Source organism: Escherichia sp. MOD1-EC6300, from assembly GCF_002965045.1.
Taxonomy (GTDB): domain Bacteria; phylum Pseudomonadota; class Gammaproteobacteria; order Enterobacterales; family Enterobacteriaceae; genus Escherichia; species Escherichia coli_F.
In genome coordinates, this window is sequence record NZ_PTRH01000006.1 from 25,794 (window position 1) to 46,889 (window position 21,096).

The 21,096-nt window shown below is 50.3% G+C and carries 16 protein-coding genes; 2 read left to right on the top strand and 14 right to left on the bottom strand.

Annotation, left to right across the window (positions count from 1 at the left end; translation table 11 throughout):
• Positions 1-9 precede the first annotated feature (9 nt).
• The 7 genes from BGE37_RS11060 to dhaK form a co-directional block, all read right to left on the bottom strand.
• Positions 10-768, bottom strand: a complete 759-nt coding sequence (locus BGE37_RS11060; RefSeq protein WP_000173311.1) for an ABC transporter ATP-binding protein — start codon at positions 766-768, stop codon at positions 10-12.
• Positions 765-1,745, bottom strand: coding sequence for a FecCD family ABC transporter permease (locus BGE37_RS11065; RefSeq protein ID WP_001261252.1), 981 nt, complete (start codon positions 1,743-1,745; stop codon positions 765-767). Before BGE37_RS11065 ends, BGE37_RS11060 begins: the two co-directional genes overlap by 4 nt.
• On the bottom strand, positions 1,745-2,767 hold the full coding sequence (locus BGE37_RS11070) for an iron ABC transporter substrate-binding protein (protein ID WP_000060136.1): 1,023 nt from the start codon (positions 2,765-2,767) through the stop codon (positions 1,745-1,747). The genes BGE37_RS11065 and BGE37_RS11070 overlap by 1 nt, the downstream gene beginning before the upstream one ends.
• A gap of 329 nt (positions 2,768-3,096) precedes the next feature.
• Positions 3,097-4,794 carry an alpha,alpha-trehalase gene (gene treA / locus BGE37_RS11080; RefSeq protein WP_105288030.1) on the bottom strand — a complete coding sequence of 566 codons (1,698 nt, stop codon included), beginning with the start codon at positions 4,792-4,794 and terminating at the stop codon, positions 3,097-3,099.
• Between the two features lie 320 nt (positions 4,795-5,114).
• The gene (dhaM, locus tag BGE37_RS11085; RefSeq protein ID WP_105288031.1) at positions 5,115-6,533 is read right to left on the bottom strand and encodes a dihydroxyacetone kinase phosphoryl donor subunit DhaM; all 1,419 of its coding nucleotides are present in this window, start codon (positions 6,531-6,533) and stop codon (positions 5,115-5,117) included.
• A gap of 10 nt (positions 6,534-6,543) precedes the next feature.
• Positions 6,544-7,176, bottom strand: a complete 633-nt coding sequence (gene dhaL / locus BGE37_RS11090) for a dihydroxyacetone kinase subunit DhaL (protein WP_105288032.1) — start codon at positions 7,174-7,176, stop codon at positions 6,544-6,546.
• A gap of 10 nt (positions 7,177-7,186) precedes the next feature.
• On the bottom strand, positions 7,187-8,257 hold the full coding sequence (gene dhaK / locus BGE37_RS11095) for a dihydroxyacetone kinase subunit DhaK (RefSeq protein ID WP_105288033.1): 1,071 nt from the start codon (positions 8,255-8,257) through the stop codon (positions 7,187-7,189).
• A gap of 227 nt (positions 8,258-8,484) precedes the next feature.
• Here dhaK and dhaR point away from each other — a divergent pair, with 227 nt between their 5' ends.
• The gene (gene dhaR, locus BGE37_RS11100; protein ID WP_105288034.1) at positions 8,485-10,404 is read left to right on the top strand and encodes a dihydroxyacetone kinase operon transcriptional regulator DhaR; all 1,920 of its coding nucleotides are present in this window, start codon (positions 8,485-8,487) and stop codon (positions 10,402-10,404) included.
• Between the two features lie 99 nt (positions 10,405-10,503).
• Here the strand turns inward: dhaR and BGE37_RS11105 are convergent, their stop codons facing one another.
• The 3 genes from BGE37_RS11105 to pth all read right to left on the bottom strand — a co-directional run bounded on the left by BGE37_RS11105 (position 10,504) and on the right by pth (position 16,008).
• Complete coding sequence (locus BGE37_RS11105) at positions 10,504-13,371, bottom strand: autotransporter outer membrane beta-barrel domain-containing protein (RefSeq protein ID WP_105288035.1); 2,868 nt, start codon at positions 13,369-13,371, stop codon at positions 10,504-10,506.
• 844 nt (positions 13,372-14,215) lie between these two features.
• Positions 14,216-15,307 carry a redox-regulated ATPase YchF gene (gene ychF, locus BGE37_RS11120; protein WP_000505866.1) on the bottom strand — a complete coding sequence of 364 codons (1,092 nt, stop codon included), beginning with the start codon at positions 15,305-15,307 and terminating at the stop codon, positions 14,216-14,218.
• A gap of 116 nt (positions 15,308-15,423) precedes the next feature.
• Complete coding sequence (gene pth / locus BGE37_RS11125) at positions 15,424-16,008, bottom strand: aminoacyl-tRNA hydrolase (RefSeq protein WP_001563148.1); 585 nt, start codon at positions 16,006-16,008, stop codon at positions 15,424-15,426.
• Positions 16,009-16,285: 277 nt separating this feature from the next.
• Between pth and ychH the strand changes: the two genes are divergently transcribed.
• The gene (gene ychH / locus BGE37_RS11130) at positions 16,286-16,564 is read left to right on the top strand and encodes a stress-induced protein YchH (protein WP_000823885.1); all 279 of its coding nucleotides are present in this window, start codon (positions 16,286-16,288) and stop codon (positions 16,562-16,564) included.
• 54 nt (positions 16,565-16,618) lie between these two features.
• Here ychH and dauA read toward each other — a convergent pair whose 3' ends face one another.
• From dauA to lolB, 4 genes are all read right to left on the bottom strand, one after another.
• The gene (dauA, locus tag BGE37_RS11135; protein ID WP_072039634.1) at positions 16,619-18,298 is read right to left on the bottom strand and encodes a C4-dicarboxylic acid transporter DauA; all 1,680 of its coding nucleotides are present in this window, start codon (positions 18,296-18,298) and stop codon (positions 16,619-16,621) included.
• 124 nt (positions 18,299-18,422) lie between these two features.
• Positions 18,423-19,370 (bottom strand): ribose-phosphate diphosphokinase, encoded by a 948-nt coding sequence (gene prs, locus BGE37_RS11145; protein WP_001298109.1) that lies wholly within the window; start codon positions 19,368-19,370, stop codon positions 18,423-18,425.
• A gap of 150 nt (positions 19,371-19,520) precedes the next feature.
• Positions 19,521-20,372, bottom strand: a complete 852-nt coding sequence (gene ispE, locus BGE37_RS11155) for a 4-(cytidine 5'-diphospho)-2-C-methyl-D-erythritol kinase (RefSeq protein ID WP_032302911.1) — start codon at positions 20,370-20,372, stop codon at positions 19,521-19,523.
• The gene (lolB, locus tag BGE37_RS11160; RefSeq protein ID WP_105277384.1) at positions 20,372-20,995 is read right to left on the bottom strand and encodes a lipoprotein insertase outer membrane protein LolB; all 624 of its coding nucleotides are present in this window, start codon (positions 20,993-20,995) and stop codon (positions 20,372-20,374) included. The genes ispE and lolB overlap by 1 nt, the downstream gene beginning before the upstream one ends.
• Positions 20,996-21,096 lie beyond the last annotated feature (101 nt).

Genomic DNA, 21,096 nt, shown 5'->3' on the forward strand with positions numbered 1-21,096 from the left:
GATTGTTCCTTAGTGGCTAATTGCAGAGAGGTGATGATGAATCTGGTCGGCAGAAACCCGATACAGGGCAGCCAGTTTGTTCGTTGTTAACTGTTCGGTCGGTAAGCCTTGTGTTACTCGTCCATCTGGCTCTACCTGGATAATGCTGTCGGCAATGGCGTTGGCATGGAGCGGATGATGAGTCGACATTAGCATTGTCATGCCGTTATTTTTGAGCTGCGCCAGCGTGTCCAGTAGTTGGATCTGATGACCGAAATCGAGGCTGGAGGCAGGCTCATCCAGTAATAACAAGCGCGGTTGCTGGACGAGTGCACGGGCGATTAAAGCCAGCTGACGTTCACCGCCGCTAAGTGTATTCCAGCGTCGTGTCGCCAGATGCAAAATGCCCAGCTTTTCCAGTTGCTCCGTTGCTTTCAGGCGTTCTTGCTTACCGGGAACGGAAAAAGCGCCTATGGTGGGGGCCAGGCCCATCAACACCATATCCAGCACACTAAAAGCAAAAATGCCGTCGTGCGCCTGCGGCACCCAGGCAATAGCCTGCGCGCGCTGGCGATGGCTGAGTGTCTGCACAGGGAGGCTATCCAGTAAGATCTCGCCTTTTAATAACGGTATAACACCAAGAATGGAGCGCATGAGTGTGGTTTTGCCGCAACCATTGGCTCCTAACAGACAACAAATTGTTCCTTGCGACAGGGTGAAGGACACGTCGCGTAGCACCGGATGGCGGGAGTAACCCAGAGACGCATGACGGACGGCAAGCAAAGTCACTGGCGACCTCCGCGTAACAACAAAAACAGGAAAAACGGTGCACCAACAAAAGCGGTCAGAATGCCAAGTGGGATTTCTGTTGTTCCAATGCTGCGTGCCAGCGTATCGGTAAGCAGGAGCAGAATCGCGCCAGTACACATTGCCATGGGCAACAGCTGCTGATGGTTATGACCGGTCAACAAGCGGGCAATGTGCGGAACGACCAGGCCGACCCAACCAATTATGCCCGCTATTGCTACCGTGCTGGCGGTGATGAGTGTGGCGCAGACAATTAATCCAAAGCGCAGACGTGTCACGTTCAGTCCCAGCGAATGGGCTTCGTCGTCGGAAAGCGTGAGTAAATTCATGCGCCAGCGGAGAAAAAACAGGGGCAAGGAGCCTATGAGAATGATCGGTGCAGCATAGCAGAGATCGCGTAAGGTCACGGTGGACAGCCCCCCCAGCAACCAGAAGGTAATTGACGGTAACTGGGTGTAAGGATCGGCCAGCGTTTTTATTAGCGATATCCCCGCTCCGCACAACGTTCCTAACGCAATGCCTACCAGCACCAGGGTTAAGATCGGATCGTGGCGGGTCACCCGACGCGTAATCAACCAGACGCCCGCGACCACCATCAGCCCGCCGCAAAATGCGTACAGCTGGATGTAAACAATGGATAATCCCCACAGGATTGCCGCGCAGGCACCAAGTCCGGCACCGGCGGAGACGCCTAAAATATCCGGTGACACTAAGGGATTACGGAACATTCCCTGATAGGTGGTTCCGGCCCCTGCCAGCGCCGCGCCCAGAAACAGCGCAGCAAGAATACGCGGCACGCGGATTTGCCAGAAGACAATTTGTTCCTGCACAGGAACATTTTCTTGACGAAGAATGAGCGCCAGCAGTTGCTGTATATCGAGATGATAAGCCCCACTTACGGCGGCAAAAGTGATACTGATAGCTGCCAGCAGCAAAATACATCCGTTTACGGTTCTCATTAGCTCGCCACCAATTTTTGATAGTCGGCGTCACTGAGTGAACAATGCCAGAACAGTTGGGCGTAATGCTGCATGTCACTTTTAAACTGGCGATTGATGGCGGGATCCAGCCAGGCGTGAAGTCTGCGTAATCCCAGAAGACGGTTGATTCCCGGCGGGGCATCCAGCCAGCCAAAGGGCAGGCCACTTAAAAATAAGATGCGTTGTTCCGCAACCGCTTTCACGCCCTGCCAGAGAGGATCACGACGAATAAAATCTGCAGTAACGGCCTCCTGAACCAGAATAATATCCGGCTGCCAGCGCAGGAGATTTTCCATGGAAACCTGTGTCAGACCGTGGCGATCGGCTATTTGCGCGACGTTGTGCAAACCTAATAATTCCGCCGCCTCGGTATGCAACGAACCCTGTAAGCCCGTTTCCAGCCCTCGAGGACCGCGCGCAGCATAAAAGCTGAGGTTAGCGGCGGGTGAGGTGGCGAATGCCTGAGCTTCACCAACGAAGCGGCTGGCGAGATTGGCTTGTTCTGCGGCGCGGTGCTCTTCGCCTAACGTTTTGCCAAGCGTTGTTAACTGTTCTGCTGATTGTTCCAGTTTCCCGTTAAGCAATAACCAGGGTATTTGTGTCTGTTCGCTAACCTGCCGTGCCTGGGAGATCCAGGTTTCATCCGTATTGCCGCAATCAACGACCAAATCGGGATGTAATGCCATAAGCCCTTCCAGCGAGAGTGTGCTGGCGCGCCCGGCGAGTCGTCCCAGCCTGGGGAACTGGCGAATGTGCTCTGGCAATGGAATTAATGCCTGACGGGCAAAATCAAAAGAGGAAAAACCGACCATTTTTTCTGGCGCGACAGCCAGCAATAGTAAATCGGCGGGCGCGCCTGCGCTGACGATGCGTGTAATGTTTTGGGCTTCGGGAAGCGTCAGTGAGGCCCAGAATTTGACTGATTGTGCAAAGGACGGCAGATGATGCAGGAACAATGTCGACGCAAGAATCTGTGTAAACCTCCGTCTGGTTAGTGACATAAGTAATATCCTGATAATTAAAACCGCTATATACTTACACATATAGCGAAAAAGATCATGTTTGATGTCAAAATTTGTCTAAAGAGACAGAATGATTTGCTTGTTTCTTAAATAACACTTTGTTCCACAAGAAAATTGTCAGGGAGAATGGGGAGTGGGGGAAAATATAAATAGAGGTGTAATGATTAACAAGTTGATAAAATAAAATTAAAATCTTCCCTAATAAAAGAAAATAAAGGCATAGACTGTAGAAAGAGTGGTATTTCGTGATGAAGAAAGAGCAATGCCAATTTTATGCACGTAATGGCATTGCTCGATATACAGTAAAGTTAAGGCGTAGGTTCCGCCTCTTTTTGTTTTACCGGCTGTGTTGTTGATTCACTGAGTGGACGCGTCGCCGGAACATTGTCACATGGTTGCTCTTTCGGGCAGATCAAATCCAGCATTTTTAGCGTCACACCATTGGTCCAGCCAAAGCCATCCTGTAATGGATATTCGCCACCGCCGCCCCCTGTTCCGGTGGTGCTGACATCATATTTTTCCACCAGCTTTTTCTCCCGGTCATAGGTGTGCTGAACATTGGTAAGGAAGTGCCAGCTAATGTCCATCGCCACCTCTTTTTGCCCGTAGTTTTGTAATCCTTCTGTCGCGACCCACTGCAACGGTGCCCAGCCGTTTGGCGCATCCCATTGTTGCCCACTTTTCACCGACGTGGTGTTCAGGCCGCCTGGTTGCAGCAGATGTGTTTTCGTCGCCGTCGCCATTTTGCTGGCGCGATCTTTCGCTGCCGCATTGACGTACAGCGGGAACAGGGCGGCCGCGGTTAACTGATTGCGCACTTTATGACTTTTCAGGTCGTAATCGGCATACCAGCCTTGTTGATCGTTCCACAGATATTTTTCGATCCCTTTTTGACGGGCATTCGCCAGCGTTTCGTACTGGTTTGCCATCGCGTTATCTCCGGCAGCTTTGCTGGCGCGGGCAAGGATTTTTTCCATTTTGAACATCAGGCTATTCAGATCGACCGGTACGATGCTGGTGGTGCGTAAGGTATTTAACTGCTGCGGATTGTCCATCCAGCGCGAGCTGAAATCCCAGCCAGACGCAGCGGCAGAGCGCAGGTCGCGGTAAATTTCAGTGGCAGGTCGATTCGGATTGCTTTTGGCAGTGGCAATATCTTCCACCCATGACTCTGGCCGTGGCGTATCGCGATCGTCCCAGTAGCGGTTGAGAAGGGTACCATCCTGAAGTTTTACAACGCGTTTTTCCTGTTTTCCGGCTTGCAGGTTTTCAACACCGTCCATCCAGTAAGCATATTCTTTTTGCATTTGCGGCAGGTATTGCTTCAATGCGACATCACCGTCATGCTGCGCCAGTAACTCTACCATCAGGGCAAAGAAGGGCGGTTGCGAGCGGCTTAAATAGTAACTGCGGTTGCCGTTGGGAATATGACCGTAAGTGTCTATTTCATGAGCAAAATTGGCCACCATATCCGCAACTTTATCCCAGTGGCCGCTTTCGGCAAGCCCTAACATGGTGAAGTAACTGTCCCAGTAATATACCTCGCGAAAACGTCCGCCCGGCACGACATAAGGTTCCGGCAGCGGTAACAGAGAATCCCATTTTTCGGTGTTTTCGGTAGAACGCGTTAATACAGGCCAAAGTCCGTCAATATGTTCGCGCAGCGACTGCCCTTCTGGCGGAACATATTTCTCTCCCTCTTTCGGCAGAGTGAAATTGACGTTAACGAAATGGCGCAGATCAAAGCCGCTCTGGTTTTGCTGCATTCGATAATCTGCAAGGATCATTAGCGGATCGCTGTTCGGCACGGCATCAGCAAAGGTCTTTTGGTCCGGAAAAAGTTTGGCGTTTTGCACATCGTTAAACAGCGGCCCTAACAAAATATCAGGCGGCTGTGGCGTTACTGGCGTTTCTTCTGCCTGCACCGCTAGCGCAGCGAAACACAACAAAACGCAGGCGGGAATTAACGCTATTTTTTGCGGGCGAGGAGGGGCGGTGGCTTTCATCAATCATTCTCCTTGGGCGAAACCGAACAAAACGGTATTCAAGTATCAGAAAACCTTAGTTCAGGATCGCACTAACTGCATGATCGAAATCTCATTCTGCGAACTGTCAGGCATTTTGGAAAAGGAGATTAAAGGGATAAATAAGGGTGAAATAGAGTAATTAAATAAAGTCTGTTTATTAGCCAGCCAGCGACGTTTGGTTTGCGATTAGCGCAGAAAAAATCATCATGATTTGGTAAAAAATATAACAGGTAGTTAAAAAATATCAGAGCAGAGTAAATTGCCGAATGGCATCAGAACGATGCCATCCGAACGGTGGTTTATCCCTGATGGCTGAAACGTTGCGTTTTAACGTCCAGCGTTAACGTTTCTTCAGGTTGTATCGCATACAGTTTCTCACCCTGCTGGCAAATCCAGCCAATCCCCAGTTCGTGGGCGATTAGGGCACTGTGGGATACCAGACTTCCGGCGCTAAGGCAGATCCCTTTTACAACCGCCGGATCCAGTTGCAGAACCGTGGACGGATAAATGTTCTCCGCCAGTAAAATGGTTGGCGAGTTAAATTGCGGGAGTTCTTCTTTCGTTTGCGTCAGGTGGATTAGGGTGCGATGTAGAAGATCGTCCACATCGATATAGCGAGCCTGTAAATATTCATCATCCAGTTGTTGGTATTGCTGACTTAGTTCTTTAAGAACGTGCTGCCAGGCATATTCTGCTGTGCAATACTCATGCTGAAGAAATTCGTTTGCCGCCGCCAGCAGTTCTGGATCATCTAACAGTGTATGGTGACCAGAAAAGATTGCGGCAATATCATCAAGCCCGCTCGCTTCTGCTTTCGCTGTTAACGTCATCAGATCTAATAACGTGAAGTCAATGGCCTGGCGTAATCGTTCTTGTTCTTCATCCACGGTCAGGGTTGATTTTGCCTGTACCGTACATAAAACCGGTTGATAATAAAAGGCTTTACCCGAAACAGGCGGAATGGGCCGCTGAGTAGGCGGAGCAACTTCTTCCGTTTCACCAAAGTTATCTTCAGCCAGCTGACGGAAAGCAACCAGCGCCTTTTCAGCTTCTGGCCCTTTCGCAATCAGGCGCAGCGTATCGTTATAGCGGACTTGTAGTAGCGCGATCTGGTTAATACTCTCCGGCGTGACGCATTTACCGTTTTTCTCCAGCAACATATCGGCATTAAATGTCGATAAGGTATAAACCAGCCGGGAGGCCGGACGTACATGAAGGCCGTTACGGTTTTTAATGACCACGGCCAGAGAATGGGCTTCTTCATCGTACGGAGGACATGTGTCAGCGATTTCGGTGTCGGAGGACGGTAAACCCAGTTGTTCACGTTTGGCTTCCAGCGCATGCATGGCGTCATAGATAACTTTGTCGATATCTGCTCCCGAGGCCGCGCTGACTGTTGCTGCCAGTGTACCTTCGACTAACGGTGCCGCACACAAACGTACTTTTGCGGCGATCTCGGGGGCCAGCAACTCCAGTGCAGTTTCAGCACTTAATAATGCGCTACCCATATCCATCATCACCAGCACATGGTCGGCATCGGCAACGGACTCGATGGCCTCCATCACTTTGACGGCATCGGTACCAATGGGATTTTGGGGATCGTCAATTCCCGCGGCAATGGCGATTTTACAGCTATCACTCATTAACATCTGACGGGCTAATTCACCGACACCTTCTCCCAGTCGGCTGCTATGTGAAACTATGACCAGGTTTACCATCACCATTTCCTTACTCTTTTGCGGCTAACGCCAGCATTTGCATCATAAACATCACCGAGGTCGCGCCGGGATCCTGGTGACCAATACTGCGTTCACCGAGATAACTGGCACGGCCTTTGCGGGCTTGCATCGTAATCGTACTTTGTGCAGCGGATTCGGCGACGCTACCGGCAGCTTCGAGCGCCGCCGGAATAGAGAGATTTTGCTCGCTGGACTGACGTAACGATTCCACCACCGGCACCCACACATCACACATGGTTTTATCGCCAGGTTCGGCTTTCCCGCGACTGATTACGCCGTCTACACCATCGCGGAACATCTGATACAGTTCTTCCAGCGTCAGGCTTTGCCGTGCCTGTGTCGCCTGTGCGGCGCGGATAAAGAAAGTACCGAACAGCGGACCACTGGCACCACCGACGCTGGAAAGCAGCGTCATGCCGGTATTCTTGAGAATGAAACCGATATCTTTATCTGCGATAGCAGGGAGTTTTTCTACCACCTTGCTAAAGCCACGGTTCATATTTAGCCCGTGGTCAGCGTCGCCAATTTCGCGATCCAGTCCGGTAAGATACTCGCTCTCGGTGCTGAAAATTTCTCCACAGCGAGTGAGCCAGTTAACAATTTGAGTTCTGCTCAGTGACATGGTTATCTCCTTATTTACCCCAGTTAAGCGCCGGGGTGTGGACTGGGGCGTCCCAGAGTGCCAGCGTTTCGTCATCAACTTTCAGTAAGGTGATTGAGAAACCGGTCATATCCAGTGAGGTGCAGTACGCGCCAATTAAATTACGCTCGATAGTCAATCCCGCTTGCTGGCAACGTGTGGTCAGGCGGTTATAGACGCCGTACAGCTCAGAAAGCGGAGTTGCGCCAAGATTGTTAACCAGCGCAATCACCCGATCGCCAGACTGGAGCGGTTGTTTGGTTTGTGATTCTTCCTGCCAGCTGCCTTGTTGATAATCCCAGAAACGCAAAGTGCGATGGTATGAGCCATTTTCCAGCAGGGTGTCGAACATTTGATCAACTGTTTGGTCAAGGGAGGAGAAGGGGCGGCGGTCAATACCCGGCTCACCATGAATGCCGACGCCAAACTCCATCTCATTATCTGCCAGGGTAAAAGAAGGTTTTCCCGCGGCAGGAACGGTACAGGCATTGAGGGCGATACCAATAGAATGGCCCTGATTGTTCAACTTACGCCCTAGTTGTGCACAAGCCTCCAGCGAGTCGCCACGTTCTGCCGCTGCGCCTACGATTTTTTCGATTAATACGGTGTTGGCAACGCCGCGCCGCCCAGCGGTATAAAGACTGTCTTTTACTGCAACGTCGTCATCAATGACCACGGTGGTCACTTTTACGCCGCTATCGTGCAGTAATTCTGTTGCTGTTTCGAAGTTAAGAATATCGCCGGTGTAATTTTTGATAATCAGCAGTACACCTTCGCCGCCATCAATTTGCATGGCGCATTCAAAAATTTTATCGGGCGTCGGTGAGGTGAATATTTCGCCCGGACAGGCTCCCGAAAGCATCCCTTGACCGATATAACCGCAGTGCATCGGTTCGTGTCCGCTGCCGCCGCCCGACAGCAGGGCGACTTTTCCTGCAACGGGGGCATCAGCTCGGGTGACATACACCGGATCCTGATGCAGTGTCAGCGATGAATGCGCTTTCGCCAGACCCGCCAGTTGTTCGTCCAGAACGTCTTGCACATCATTGATCAATTTTTTCATTATCTTGCTCCAGCAATTACGGTAGGGCATGGATGATGTTCAACGACACGGCGACCACTGACTGCCGATAAATCCATTGTGCATCAGGTAAGGGAAAAGAAAATTAGCCCAAATTATGTTTCATGGTGAAACATATGTTTTAATGAATGTTCCATATTGAAACTTTTACGCGTTTTAATACTAAAAATTGCGAGCCGGAACACCTTTTGTCACAAAGGATGCGGGATATGAGTGGCGCTTTTAACAACGATGAACGGGGCATATCTCCCTTAATTGCAGCCTCCTGGGAGCGATGCAATAAACTGATGAAACGGGAGACATGGAGCGTACCGCACCAGGCCCAGGGCGTGACATTTGCTTCTATCTATCGGCGTAAGAAAGCGATGCTGACGCTCGGGCAGGCTGCGCTGGAAGATGCCTGGGAATATATGGAATCGCGGGCGTGCGGACTGTTCATCCTTGATGAAACCGCCTGCATCCTTAGTCGTTTTGGTGATCCACAAACGCTGCACCAGCTTAGTGTCCTGGGATTCAATGACGGCACGTATTGCGCAGAGGGAATTATTGGTACCTGTGCGCTATCGTTAGCGGCTATTTCTGGTCAGGCAGTGAAAACGATGGCCGATCAACATTTCAAACAGGCACTCTGGAACTGGGCCTTTTGTGCAACACCGTTGTTTGACAGCAAGGGCCGATTGACGGGAACAATAGCGCTGGCGTGTCCGGTTGAGCAAACTACCGCAGCTGATTTGCCGTTGACGCTGGCAATCGCACGCGAGGTCGGAAATTTACTGCTGACGGACAGTTTGCTCGCTGAAACTAACCGTCATTTAAATCAACTTAATGCCCTGTTAGAAAGTATGGATGATGGCGTGATTAGCTGGGACGAGCAGGGTAATTTGCAATTTATCAATGCCCAGGCGGCGCGGGTCTTGCGCCTTGACGCGACGGCAAGTCAGGGAAGGGCGATCACTGAACTCTTAACGTTACCCGCCGTATTACAACAAGCAATAAAACAGGCACATCCGCTCAAACACGTAGAAGCAACCTTTGAAAGTCAGCACCAGTTTATTGATGCGGTGATAACCCTTAAACCGATAATAGAAACGCAGGGAACCAGCTTTATTTTGTTGCTCCATCCTGTGGAACAGATGCGGCAGTTAATGACCAGTCAATTAGGAAAAGTCAGCCATACTTTCGCTCATATGCCACAGGACGATCCGCAAACCCGCCGCTTGATTCATTTTGGTCGCCAGGCGGCGCGCAGTAGCTTTCCTGTCCTGCTTTGTGGAGAAGAGGGCGTGGGCAAGGCACTGCTTAGCCAGGCAATTCATAATGAAAGTGAGCGTGCAGCGGGGCCTTATATCGCCGTCAATTGTGAGTTATATGGTGATGCGGCGCTGGCGGAAGAATTTATTGGCGGCGATCGCACGGACAATGAAAATGGTCGTCTGAGTCGACTGGAACTGGCGCACGGCGGCACGCTGTTTCTTGAAAAGATTGAATATCTGGCGGTGGAGTTACAGTCTGCTTTGCTTCAGGTTATCAAGCAGGGTGTTATCACGCGACTGGATGCGCGGCGTTTAATACCGATTGATGTCAAAGTGATTGCCACAACGACTGCTGACCTGGCAATGCTGGTGGAACAAAATCGGTTTAGTCGCCAGCTGTATTACGCGCTGCATGCATTTGAAATTACCATCCCGCCTCTGCGTATGCGGCGTGGCAGCATTCCGGCGCTGGTGAATAACAAATTACGCAGTCTTGAAAAACGCTTCTCTACGCGTCTGAAAATTGATGACGATGCCCTCGCTCGCCTGGTTTCTTGTGCATGGCCAGGCAACGATTTTGAACTTTACAGCGTCATCGAGAATCTTGCTCTGAGTAGTGATAACGGGCGCATTCGCGTCAGTGATTTGCCTGAACATCTGTTTACCGAGCAGGCGACAGATGATGTCAGCGCCACTCGCCTTTCCACCAGTCTGTCATTTGCGGAAGTTGAAAAAGAGGCAATTATTAACGCAGCCCAGGTCACAGGCGGTCGCATTCAGGAAATGTCGGCTTTACTTGGAATCGGCCGCACTACGCTGTGGCGGAAAATGAAGCAACATGGCATTGATGCAGGGCAGTTTAAGCGCCGGGTATGAAAGACAGAGACGATTTCTGATACATCTGAGTGATCTGTATTTCATTCCGGCGCACGCTAACAATTTTCAGCATCGTTTAAGGGCTTGTCTATCCCGCACTTAAAAGCTGAAGCGATATCCTCCGTTGACTTGCTTCTGATCAAAGAGGTTACCCTGCGTGTAATCCGCTTCGAGATAGAATGTGTGCTGTTTGTTATACTGTGCACTGACTCCCACGCCGTTATTCCAGCCATTACCTTTGAAACTGTACTTCTCCCGGGAGTTGTTCAACAGATATTCGGTATCCCCTGAAAACTCGCGGATAGCGCCAGTCTTCACATAGACATTCAGCTGGCTGTTGCCTGCGGTGATGTCATATCCCAGTATCATGCTGGCACGCCCCAGCAGCGATTCGTAGTGATTCAGATGTATATTGAGACCATTACTCGCCTTCATAGCCATCCCATTCTGGTGGCTGTATGTGAGCTGGGTTTGCGGCTCTAAATAGAACCCATAACCAGTAGGGGTCAGGTTGAACCTCTGCCCGGCTTCCAGGGAGATGCTCAATCCATTCGCAGTGCCGTTGGCGTTAACGCCGTTGTTCTGACTGTCCAGTACGTGGAAACTATTTTTCTGGTGCGATGCTTTTACAACGAGATCGCTGTAAAAACCGTTGTGTGCCATGTAACTGGCGTACATTCCCATGTAGTCTGAACGTGCGGTACCGTCGCCTCCGCTATAGTCCGGCGATGCATGTGTTGAGCCAATATACAGACCGACATACAACGGCATTTCATCAGAGAGACGTTTATCCCCACCAAACTGGATACCGCTGTAACCCATGTCAAAGCCGCTCAGTTTGCCACTGGCAAAGGAGTCCAGGCTTCCCCCATAACTGCGCAACCAGATATTACCGTCTTTACCCTGATTTCGCAGGTCACCCATCCGTTGCATCAGCGTACGGTTTTCAACATAGTTCAATAAGTAACCGACATTGAGATAATTGCCGCCAGCATCTGCGGTCGTGGTGGGGTTAGGCGTGGGAGCGGGGGCAGGCGTAGGATCGGGGTTGACTATGGGGGGCTGAGCGGGAGCTGGTGTGGGCTCTGGATTAGGAGTCGGCTCCGGAATTGTCCCGGAAGCATAAAGCTCCCAGTTAGTGCCATTTTTACGCACATCATACAGATATCCCCCCAACTCAACCTGAGAAGACGCGCTGAACGAGGCCGCGCCGTCAGTGGTTTTTACCACTGTCAGAACTTCATTTCCCGTTGTGGCCTCGCTGCCCTGGTTACGGATAGCCAATACGTGATTACCAGCACTACTCCCGCAGATATTCAATAAATCTCCTTTATTATTAACGCCATTACCCTCGCCAACAACATCAGCACGCATAATAAAGGTACTGTTACCGCTCAGGTTCTCTACGTTTAATGTGGTAAATGTGCCGGCAGTTGACGCGTGGCTGGCAAAATCGACAGTTGAATGGCTCAGCGCCAGCGTGTCGAGATTAGAATTACTTGTTACGTTCCAGACGCTGTTATTCATTGCAACGTCCAGTTTCCCGCCATTGACATTATCGCTGAGGGAAGAACCTGTCCAAACCGACCCAGGGTGCATATCCAGATTGATTAGCCCACCTTTAGAAAGAACGCTACCGTTGATAAGCATACGACCCGAGGCGTTGATGCGGCTGGCGGCATAACCATCGTCATGTTGCGTTGCGATGGCCATCTGGTCGGGTGTACTCATATCAATGACCAGATCGCTCGTGAGATCGATCTGACTGTTGGTCATGGCATAAATCCCCCTGGCTCCTGCCGCGCCGGTGATAGCCAAACTGTCTCCGGTTATTCTACCGCCGCTGAGCGCCCACAAACCCAGCGCCAGACTGCCATTACGATCAACCGTAATATCGGTATTTTGCATGTTGATAACAGCCGTTGCCGTCTGGGCTGAGGCACCATAAGAACCGCTGGAAAAGATGCTGTTTCGTTGCGCTGCCGTGCCAGAAAAATTGATTGTCGCGTCTGAACCACTGGTTACGAGGCCACCGCCCTGCGCGGAAGAAATATGGCTATCAGCACCGATAGTGGTTGTACCACCACGAACTTCGACGCCATTGGCAGCGGCTCCAGTTACATCAACAGTGAGTGCATTCGTGCTCACCTGGCCAAAGCTCCAGAGGCCGTGTGCATTATCGCCATTGGTTTTAATGGAACTGTTTGTTCCGAGATCGACAACAGAGTTTTTCTGTACGTTTATCCCCATGGCGCTGTAGCCCTGAACATCGATTGTCAGGTCTGTCGCCGTAAAACGCGCAGCACCATTGGCGTTATTGCCGTTGAGACCACCGATATAAACACCTGTACTTCCATCGGTCTTGATTTTACTACCGCTTCCAAGATCGACACTGGTGCCATAGTCATTGATGGTTAGGCCTATACCGTTCGAGTTTTCAATGGTGAATTGAGAGGCTGTTAGTGTTGAGCTATGCCCAATAATGATGCCGTCATCGTTACTCTTAATGGTGCTGCCTGTGCCTAAGTCAGCATGTGTATAGTCACCAATTAAATTAATGCCGATGGCAGAGGTTTGACCAACAACATCTACTGTAAGTCGGTTAGCTGTCAGAGAGCTGTTCTTGCCCTGAATAATGATTCCCTTTGCATATCCAGAGGCGTCGTTGACATTGACGGAGACATCATCACCCAGGTTGATATTGCCAGGCGTGTTTCCTGCTGGGGTCATTACACCATAGAGGTTTCCTGATGGATCGGCGGTATCTCCTGTAATTCTGTCACCATCATTAATAGTAATATTGGTGCCATTTTGACTTCCTAAATCAGCAGCTATCAGCAGGGGGGAAAAGATAATTGCATTCAAACCAATAGCGCCATATTTTATCAGTTGAATGGAGGGCGAACGGATTTTTAATTCAGCGAGACGATCGGCTTTGGTATTCCCATTGTGTTGTTTGATGCCCATACCACTCCTATATAGTACCCAGGCTATGGGTCTATGGATTTTGTCATTTTGTTTAAGTCAATGAATAATATCCTCTTATCATCATGATATTTGTATGGTGCAATCATGATGAGCTGCTCTGAGAATAATTCGCTATTACCGGGAAAAATCAGGAACACAGGAATTAATATATATTTAACATCCCCCTTACAAAGGTGAGTTTAGATCGAGTTATTCCCTAAGTTGTCGTTACTTATTCCAATTCGTTACTATGAATATGACAAAAAAATTACAACAAATAGCGGTTAAATAATTTGGTGAATATTTTTGGTAATAATCCTAATTAGTTATGGGATTTTCGCTTGATGTATCTGCATAACAAAAACAATATGAGCCATTTTTGCATTACTAATAAGAAAAAGCAAAAAACATCGATATTCATTTTTGATCAATGGATTTTCTGGCATATCGTTATTATCGTGATACTGGTTATCATTTTCATCTTGCCAGGATCGCACGTAATCACGTTATTCGGGGGCTTTATCTGCTGGATATTGCCCTTCAGGCAAGTCCTTTTCTCGCCAGCATATTGGAGCGTGATCAATATTGATCAGCTGTAAAAGGTGTCTGATGTGCAGTGGAACAGAAACTTACGTGATCTCATTGCTAATGAGATATCCCTCATCTGAACACTTATGTCTTTAATTATTCTCGTGGTTCACTATAGGCAATAAGCACAAAAGTGTAGGATGTTATAAGAATGGTTAGGACTCGGTGAAATGAAAAATCCACGCAATTGCGTGGATTTTATATACTTTTGCGCTCTTCATGAGATTTAGCGAAACCTCATGAGACAACAAATTAATTAGACATTGAACAGGAAGTTCATTACATCGCCATCTTTAACGATGTAATCTTTACCTTCTGCACGCATTTTGCCTGCTTCTTTCGCGCCTTGTTCACCTTTGTAAGTGATGAAATCTTCGAACGAAATAGTTTGTGCGCGGATAAAGCCTTTTTCAAAATCAGTATGGATTTTGCCAGCGGCCTGCGGCGCGGTTGCACCAACCGGAATGGTCCATGCACGCACTTCTTTCACCCCAGCGGTGAAGTAAGTTTGCAGGTTCAGCAGCTTATAACCGGCACGGATCACGCGGTTCAGACCCGGCTCTTCCAGCCCAAGCTCCTGCATAAACTCGTCACGTTCTTCGTCGTCCAGTTCGGCAATGTCTGCTTCAACAGCAGCACAAACCGGAACCACAACAGAACCTTCTTTCGCCGCGATTTCACGCACCTGGTCAAGATACGGGTTGTTTTCAAAACCGTCTTCGTTGACGTTGGCGATGTACATTGTTGGTTTCAGCGTCAGGAAGCTCAGGTAACGAATAGCCGCTTTCTCTTCAGCGCTTAAATCCAGCGCGCGCAGCATACCTGCGTTTTCCAGCTGTGGCAGGCATTTTTCCAGTACCGCCAGCTCGGCTTTCGCGTCTTTATCGCCGCCTTTGGCTTTCTTCTGTACGCGATGAATCGCACGTTCGCAGGTGTCGAGGTCTGCGAGCGCCAGTTCGGTGTTGATAACTTCAATATCATCAGCCGGGTTAACTTTGCCGGAAACGTGAATGATGTTGTCATTTTCAAAGCAGCGAACAACGTGACCGATCGCTTCGGTTTCACGGATATTGGTCAGGAACTGGTTACCCAGACCTTCGCCTTTCGATGCGCCTTTTACCAGACCGGCGATATCGACAAATTCCATGGTCGTGGGAAGCGTACGCTGCGGTTTTACGATTTCAGCCAGTTGATCCAGGCGAGGGTCAGGCATTGGTACGACGCCTGTGTTCGGCTCAATGGTACAGAATGGAAAGTTGGCCGCTTCAATACCGGCTTTGGTCAGCGCGTTGAACAGGGTAGATTTCCCGACGTTGGGCAAACCGACGATACCGCATTTGAATCCCATGATTTAAATCACCTTAATATCTTAATAATCAACCTGTTATTGCTAACAGATTGCAGAAATGGAAATAACTTTGTCTATTATACACGGCACTCGGCAAAAATGCCGCAGACAACGACTTATTGCGCTTTAAAGGCGTGCAATCGGTTCGTTGCTTTGGTCAAGCCATCTGTAAACCATATTTCAGTACAACGTGCCGCTTCGTCGATGGCTTCATCAATTAACTTCTGTTCACTAACAGGTGGTTTGCCTAACACAAAACCGACAACTTTATTTTTATCGCCTGGATGACCAATTCCGATGCGTAAACGGTGAAAGTTAGGGTTATTACCCAATTTACTGATGATGTCTTTCAGTCCATTGTGACCACCATGGCCACCGCCCAACTTAAATTTGGCGACGCCAGGTGGCAGATCCAGTTCGTCGTGGGCAACCAGAATTTCGTCCGGATTAATGCGGAAAAAACTGGCCATCGCCGCAACGGCTTTGCCGCTGAGATTCATAAATGTAGTCGGGACTAACAGGCGGACATCTTCGCCTCCAAGGGTGACTCGCGAAGTATAACCAAAGAATTTAGCCTCTTCGCGCAGCGGAGCGCGCAAACGCTCTGCCAGTAAGTCAACGAACCAGGCACCAGCATTATGTCGCGTTGCGGCGTATTCAGCGCCGGGGTTCGCCAGGCCGACAATCAATTTAATCGTCACGTTTTTTTGTCCTGAGTGTGTACATAACTGGCGCGTAGTTTACTGGTTGCGGCCCCGCTTGACAAAAAACTGCGTATCAAATGCAGATAACGCAATAATTGCCTAAGTGGACTATTAGAAAGTCAAGGTGTTCAGGCGTTTATTTGTAAAGTTTTGTTGAAATAAGGGTTGTAATTGTGATCACGCCCGCACATAACCCACAGGGTGTTGTCTATACTTTACACATAAGGAAGAGGGGTATTCCCTGTTACAACCCAGAAAGTTCCGGAGGTGACATATGAAACGCAAAAACGCTTCGTTACTCGGTAACGTGCTCATGGGGTTGGGTCTGGTGGTAATGGTGGTCGGCGTGGGGTATTCAATCCTCAACCAGTTACCACAGTTTAATATGCCCCAGTATTTCGCACATGGTGCAGTGCTAAGTATTTTCGTCGGTGCCATTCTCTGGCTGGCGGGTGCCCGTGTTGGCGGGCATGAACAGGTGTGCGACCGTTACTGGTGGGTTCGCCACTATGACAAACGTTGCCGCCGTAGCGATAATCGCCGTCATAGCTAACAAATAATGCCGTTTGCTGACCAGTCAGTTTGCGCTGACTGGTCAATCGCGTACTTATAAATCCGCCATCGCCGCGCGACGATTCGGGAAGAAAGCAAGGCGGCCCGGGATCGGTTGAATGCCTGCGCGAGCCATAGTGCGCAGTGGCTGGAATTCCACGTTGCACACGCGCAGTTCACATCCTTCGGGTAGACGCTTCACAAAACGCTGGAACGCATCAAGACCACCAGCATCAAGTACCGGAACGGCATCCCACTTCAGAATCACAATCCGTTTGCCTTCAAGACGTGACTCGAGGTCCGTGAACAAGCCTTCAGCGGCAGCAAAGAACAGCGGGCCAATAACGCGCAGAACCAGAACATCGTCTGGAACGTCTACGACTACCGGTGCCAGGCGAGTCATACGTGCGATACGACGCATAAACAGTAGCGATGCCAGCACGATCCCCACGCTGATGGCAATAACCATATCAAATAGCACGGTCAGCGACATGCACAGCAGCATGACGATGATGTCATCTTTCGGCGCATGACGCAGCAAGTCGACCACTTTGTGCGCTTCACTCATGTTCCACGCCACCATCAACAACAGGGCAGCCATGGCGGAAAGCGGCAGCCAGGAGAGCAGCGGTGCCAGTACCAGCAGGGCAAGAATAACCAGAATAGAGTGGATCACCGCCGAGATAGGGGAAGTAGCCCCGGCACGGACGTTAGCGGCAGAACGCGCGATGGCAGCTGTAGCGGTAATACCACCAAAGAACGGAGCGATAATATTCCCCAGCCCCTGTCCAACCAGTTCACTGTTCGCTTTGTGCTTAGTCCCGGTCATGCCATCCAGCACCACGGCACAGAGCAGAGATTCGATTGCGCCGAGCATTGCCATTGAGAATGCCGCAGGCAGCAGTGTGCGAATAGAATCCCAGGTTAGCGTGAATTCTGAATTAGGCAGGTCCCACGGCAGTACCAGCTGTGGCAGCAGTTGCGGAATACCGTTACCCTGAGTACCATCGGCCAGGACGTAGTGGAATTGCGAACCGATGGTAGCAACATGTCCGCCGAGCAGGTTAACAATTCCCATCACCGCGCAACCAGCCAGCAAGGCCGGAAGGTGACCGGGTAAACGAATGCCCAGACGCGGCCAGAAAACCAGAATGCCAAGCGTCACAATGCCAATGGCAGCATCACCCACATTAATGGTCGGCAGCGCCATAAATAATGCGCCGACTTTTTGTAGATAATGCTCCGGGACATGGGCCATTTGCAGACCGAGAAAATCTTTAATCTGCATGGTACCGATGGTGATCCCGATACCCGAGGTGAAACCTAAGGTGACGGAAACCGGAATATACTCAATCAGGCGACCAAAGCGTGCCAGCCCCATCAGGATCAAAAAGACACCTGACATGAGTGTCGCGACCAGCAGTCCTGCCAGTCCAAACTGTTGCGAAACGGGATAGAGAATTACCACAAATGCCGCAGTCGGACCGGAAACGCTAAAGCGTGACCCCCCCGTCAGAGCAATGACAATCCCCGCAACAGCTGCGGTATATAAACCGTACTGGGGTGCCACACCACTACCAATAGCCAACGCCATCGCCAGCGGGATAGCAATAATCCCGACGGTTATCCCGGCAATCAGGTCACGGGTAAACCGTGCGGCAGTATATTTTTCTTTCCAGCAAGCGTCGATCAGAGCGCGGAAAGGCATCACATGTGAGGAAAATATTTTGTTCACAATAATGTTTCATCCGTGAGCGCATCATCTGTCAACTAAATGGCAGGTGAAGGAGGCATAGGTCATACAAATGGATATTACAGACAAAAAAACCCGCCGCAGCGGGTCTTTGAGCCGGGTTCGATTAGTGTTCGAACATGGCAGAGATCGATTCTTCGTTGCTGATACGACGAATCGCTTCGGCCAGCATACCTGACAGGGTCAGAGTACGCACGTTCGGCAGTGATTTGATTTCATCGCTCAGCGGAATGGTATCGCAGACAACGACTTCATCAATTACAGAGTTACGCAGGTTGTTCGCCGCGTTGCCAGAGAAGATCGGGTGAGTCGCGTACGCAAATACACGTTTAGCACCACGTTCTTTCAGCGCTTCAGCAGCTTTACACAGCGTACCGCCAGTGTCGATCATATCATCGACCAGTACGCAGTCACGACCTGCAACGTCACCGATGATATGCATCACCTGGGAAACGTTCGCACGCGGACGACGTTTGTCGATGATTGCCATATCGGTATCGTTCAGCAGCTTAGCGATAGCGCGGGCACGCACAACGCCGCCGATGTCCGGAGAAACCACAATTGGGTTATCCAGATTCAGCTGCAGCATGTCTTCCAGCAGGATCGGGCTACCAAATACGTTATCAACCGGAACGTCGAAGAAACCCTGAATCTGTTCAGCGTGCAGATCCACTGTCAGCACACGGTCAACACCGACGCTGGAGAGGAAGTCTGCAACCACTTTCGCAGTGATTGGTACACGAGCGGAACGGACGCGACGGTCCTGGCGCGCATAGCCAAAGTAGGGGATAACAGCGGTGATACGACCTGCGGAAGCACGACGCAGGGCATCAACCATAACGACTAATTCCATCAGGTTGTCGTTAGTAGGGGCACAAGTGGACTGGATGATGAAAATATCACCACCGCGTACATTTTCGTTGATTTGTACACTGACTTCGCCGTCGCTAAAGCGACCTACAGCGGCGTCGCCGAGTGAAGTGTACAGGCGGTTGGCAATACGTTGTGCTAGTTCCGGGGTGGCGTTACCAGCAAAAAGCTTCATATCAGGCACGAGAAGAACCTCAGGCATGCGTCCATTGGTGGAAAGAATCTGCCGAAAACTGTGCGGGCCAGGCATGATTCTTTCCAGGCGGTGTATTAAAGAGCGCGATGCAACGTCTGGAACAAGGTGACGTTGTCACCGAAACTCAGCTTGCCCGGCTTAAAGCATGGCTCTGTGCAATGGGGAAAGATTAACGCCTTTCGCCACAAAGCCATTGAGCCATTCCGGGGCTTGCTCTAGCACCTGGCGGGCTTCAGACTCTGTATCAAATTCAGCAAAGACACAGGCCCCTGTCCCAGTCAGGCGCGACGGGGCGTATTCTAACAGCCAGGAAAGCACCGCATCAACCTCGCGAAAACGTTTTCTTGCGATAACCTCGCAATCATTGCTGAATTCACATTTTAGCAACGTTTCTATTGACCTTTTTGGCGTATTGCGCGGGAGTTCAGGATCTTTAAAAATCACCGGAGTCGGAATACTTACACCAGGGTGCGCCACCAAGTACCACTTCTCTGGCGGATCCACCGGCGTTAGTATTTCACCAACGCCTTCGGCAAACGCGGCATGCCCCCGAACAAAGACAGGAACATCTGCGCCCAGCGTCAGCCCCATTTCCGCCAGTTCATCAATGCTTAGCCCGCATTGCCAGAGATGGTTTAATGCCACCAGCACCGTCGCGGCATTGGATGAACCACCACCCAGACCGCCGCCCATCGGCAAACGCTTGTCAATACTGATTTCTGCACCGCTTCCCGTAGGAAGACGCCCGCTGGCGGCTGCTGTTTTCATCAGCAACCGTGCTGCGCGAACGATCAGGTTATCTTCATGTTCCACGCCTTCAACGGGTGTTAACAGACGAATATCCCCATCGTCACGAAGCTCAATGCTGATGGTGTCGCCGTAATCCAGGAACTGAAACAGCGTTTGCAGCGTGTGGTAACCGTCCGCACGCTGACCGGTAATGTATAAAAACAGATTAAGTTTTGCCGGAGAGGGCCACTGTGTCCGCATTATTTCACTATCCAGTTATCCATTTTTAACTTGATGCGCTGACCACCATCGGTGAGTTCCATATTGGCTGGCATCGCAGGTTGCGTTTTGGTGTCATAACCACCGTAAACAACTTTCCAGTTTTTGCCGTTTTGGCTGTAGGTGATTTCGCTGAGGCGATATTGATCGTCCAGTTTGTAGTCGGTTGCATCACCCGGTAAACCTAAAATCCACTGACGCAAACTGTTGAGCGGAATCGGCATTCCGGTCAATTTGCCAATCATCTCTTCAGCGTCATCGGCGGTATAACGCTGACCTTTATTGTCGACTAACTGCACGTTACCCGGTTGAGCATTCAGCTCCAGTTCCGTGCTGCCCAATGGGTTAGTCAGCAGCAGACGGTAGCGCTCCTGGCCAGTTTGCTGCCAGAAGAAACGGGCGTACACTTTTTGTTGGTCAGAAATATAAGCGAACGCGCCGCGAGTTTGATACTGATTAAGATTGCGCACGTCTTGCTGATGCTGACGCCATTGTGGCGAATCCGGGCTTTTGCCAGGACCTTTGGGCGTGGTAACGGAACAGGCAGTGAGCACAAGAGCAGCCAGCGGTAGCAGGCGGATAAGACGAAAATCGGGCAGGGGCATAGTGATGACAAGTCCTTGAGATACGTTGCAGTTATAACCCTTAATGCTAGCGTTACCGCCCGCTATCGTCTATGTTCAAGTTGTCTTAATTGCCAGAATCT

Bases quoted from the DNA above. Each gene is read 5' to 3' on its own strand.
- ychH (WP_000823885.1), top strand. From the start codon at position 16,286: ATGAAACGCAAAAACGCTTCGTTACTCGGTAACGTGCTCATGGGGTTG.
- dhaK (WP_105288033.1), bottom strand. From the start codon at position 8,257: ATGAAAAAATTGATCAATGATGTGCAAGACGTTCTGGACGAACAACTG.
- ychF (WP_000505866.1), bottom strand. From the start codon at position 15,307: ATGGGATTCAAATGCGGTATCGTCGGTTTGCCCAACGTCGGGAAATCT.
- ispE (WP_032302911.1), bottom strand. From the start codon at position 20,372: ATGCGGACACAGTGGCCCTCTCCGGCAAAACTTAATCTGTTTTTATAC.
- dhaM (WP_105288031.1), bottom strand. From the start codon at position 6,533: ATGGTAAACCTGGTCATAGTTTCACATAGCAGCCGACTGGGAGAAGGT.
- BGE37_RS11065 (WP_001261252.1), bottom strand. From the start codon at position 1,745: ATGAGAACCGTAAACGGATGTATTTTGCTGCTGGCAGCTATCAGTATC.
- BGE37_RS11070 (WP_000060136.1), bottom strand. From the start codon at position 2,767: ATGTCACTAACCAGACGGAGGTTTACACAGATTCTTGCGTCGACATTG.
- BGE37_RS11105 (WP_105288035.1), bottom strand. From the start codon at position 13,371: ATGGGCATCAAACAACACAATGGGAATACCAAAGCCGATCGTCTCGCT.
- treA (WP_105288030.1), bottom strand. From the start codon at position 4,794: ATGAAAGCCACCGCCCCTCCTCGCCCGCAAAAAATAGCGTTAATTCCC.
- dhaL (WP_105288032.1), bottom strand. From the start codon at position 7,176: ATGTCACTGAGCAGAACTCAAATTGTTAACTGGCTCACTCGCTGTGGA.
- lolB (WP_105277384.1), bottom strand. From the start codon at position 20,995: ATGCCCCTGCCCGATTTTCGTCTTATCCGCCTGCTACCGCTGGCTGCT.
- dhaR (WP_105288034.1), top strand. From the start codon at position 8,485: ATGAGTGGCGCTTTTAACAACGATGAACGGGGCATATCTCCCTTAATT.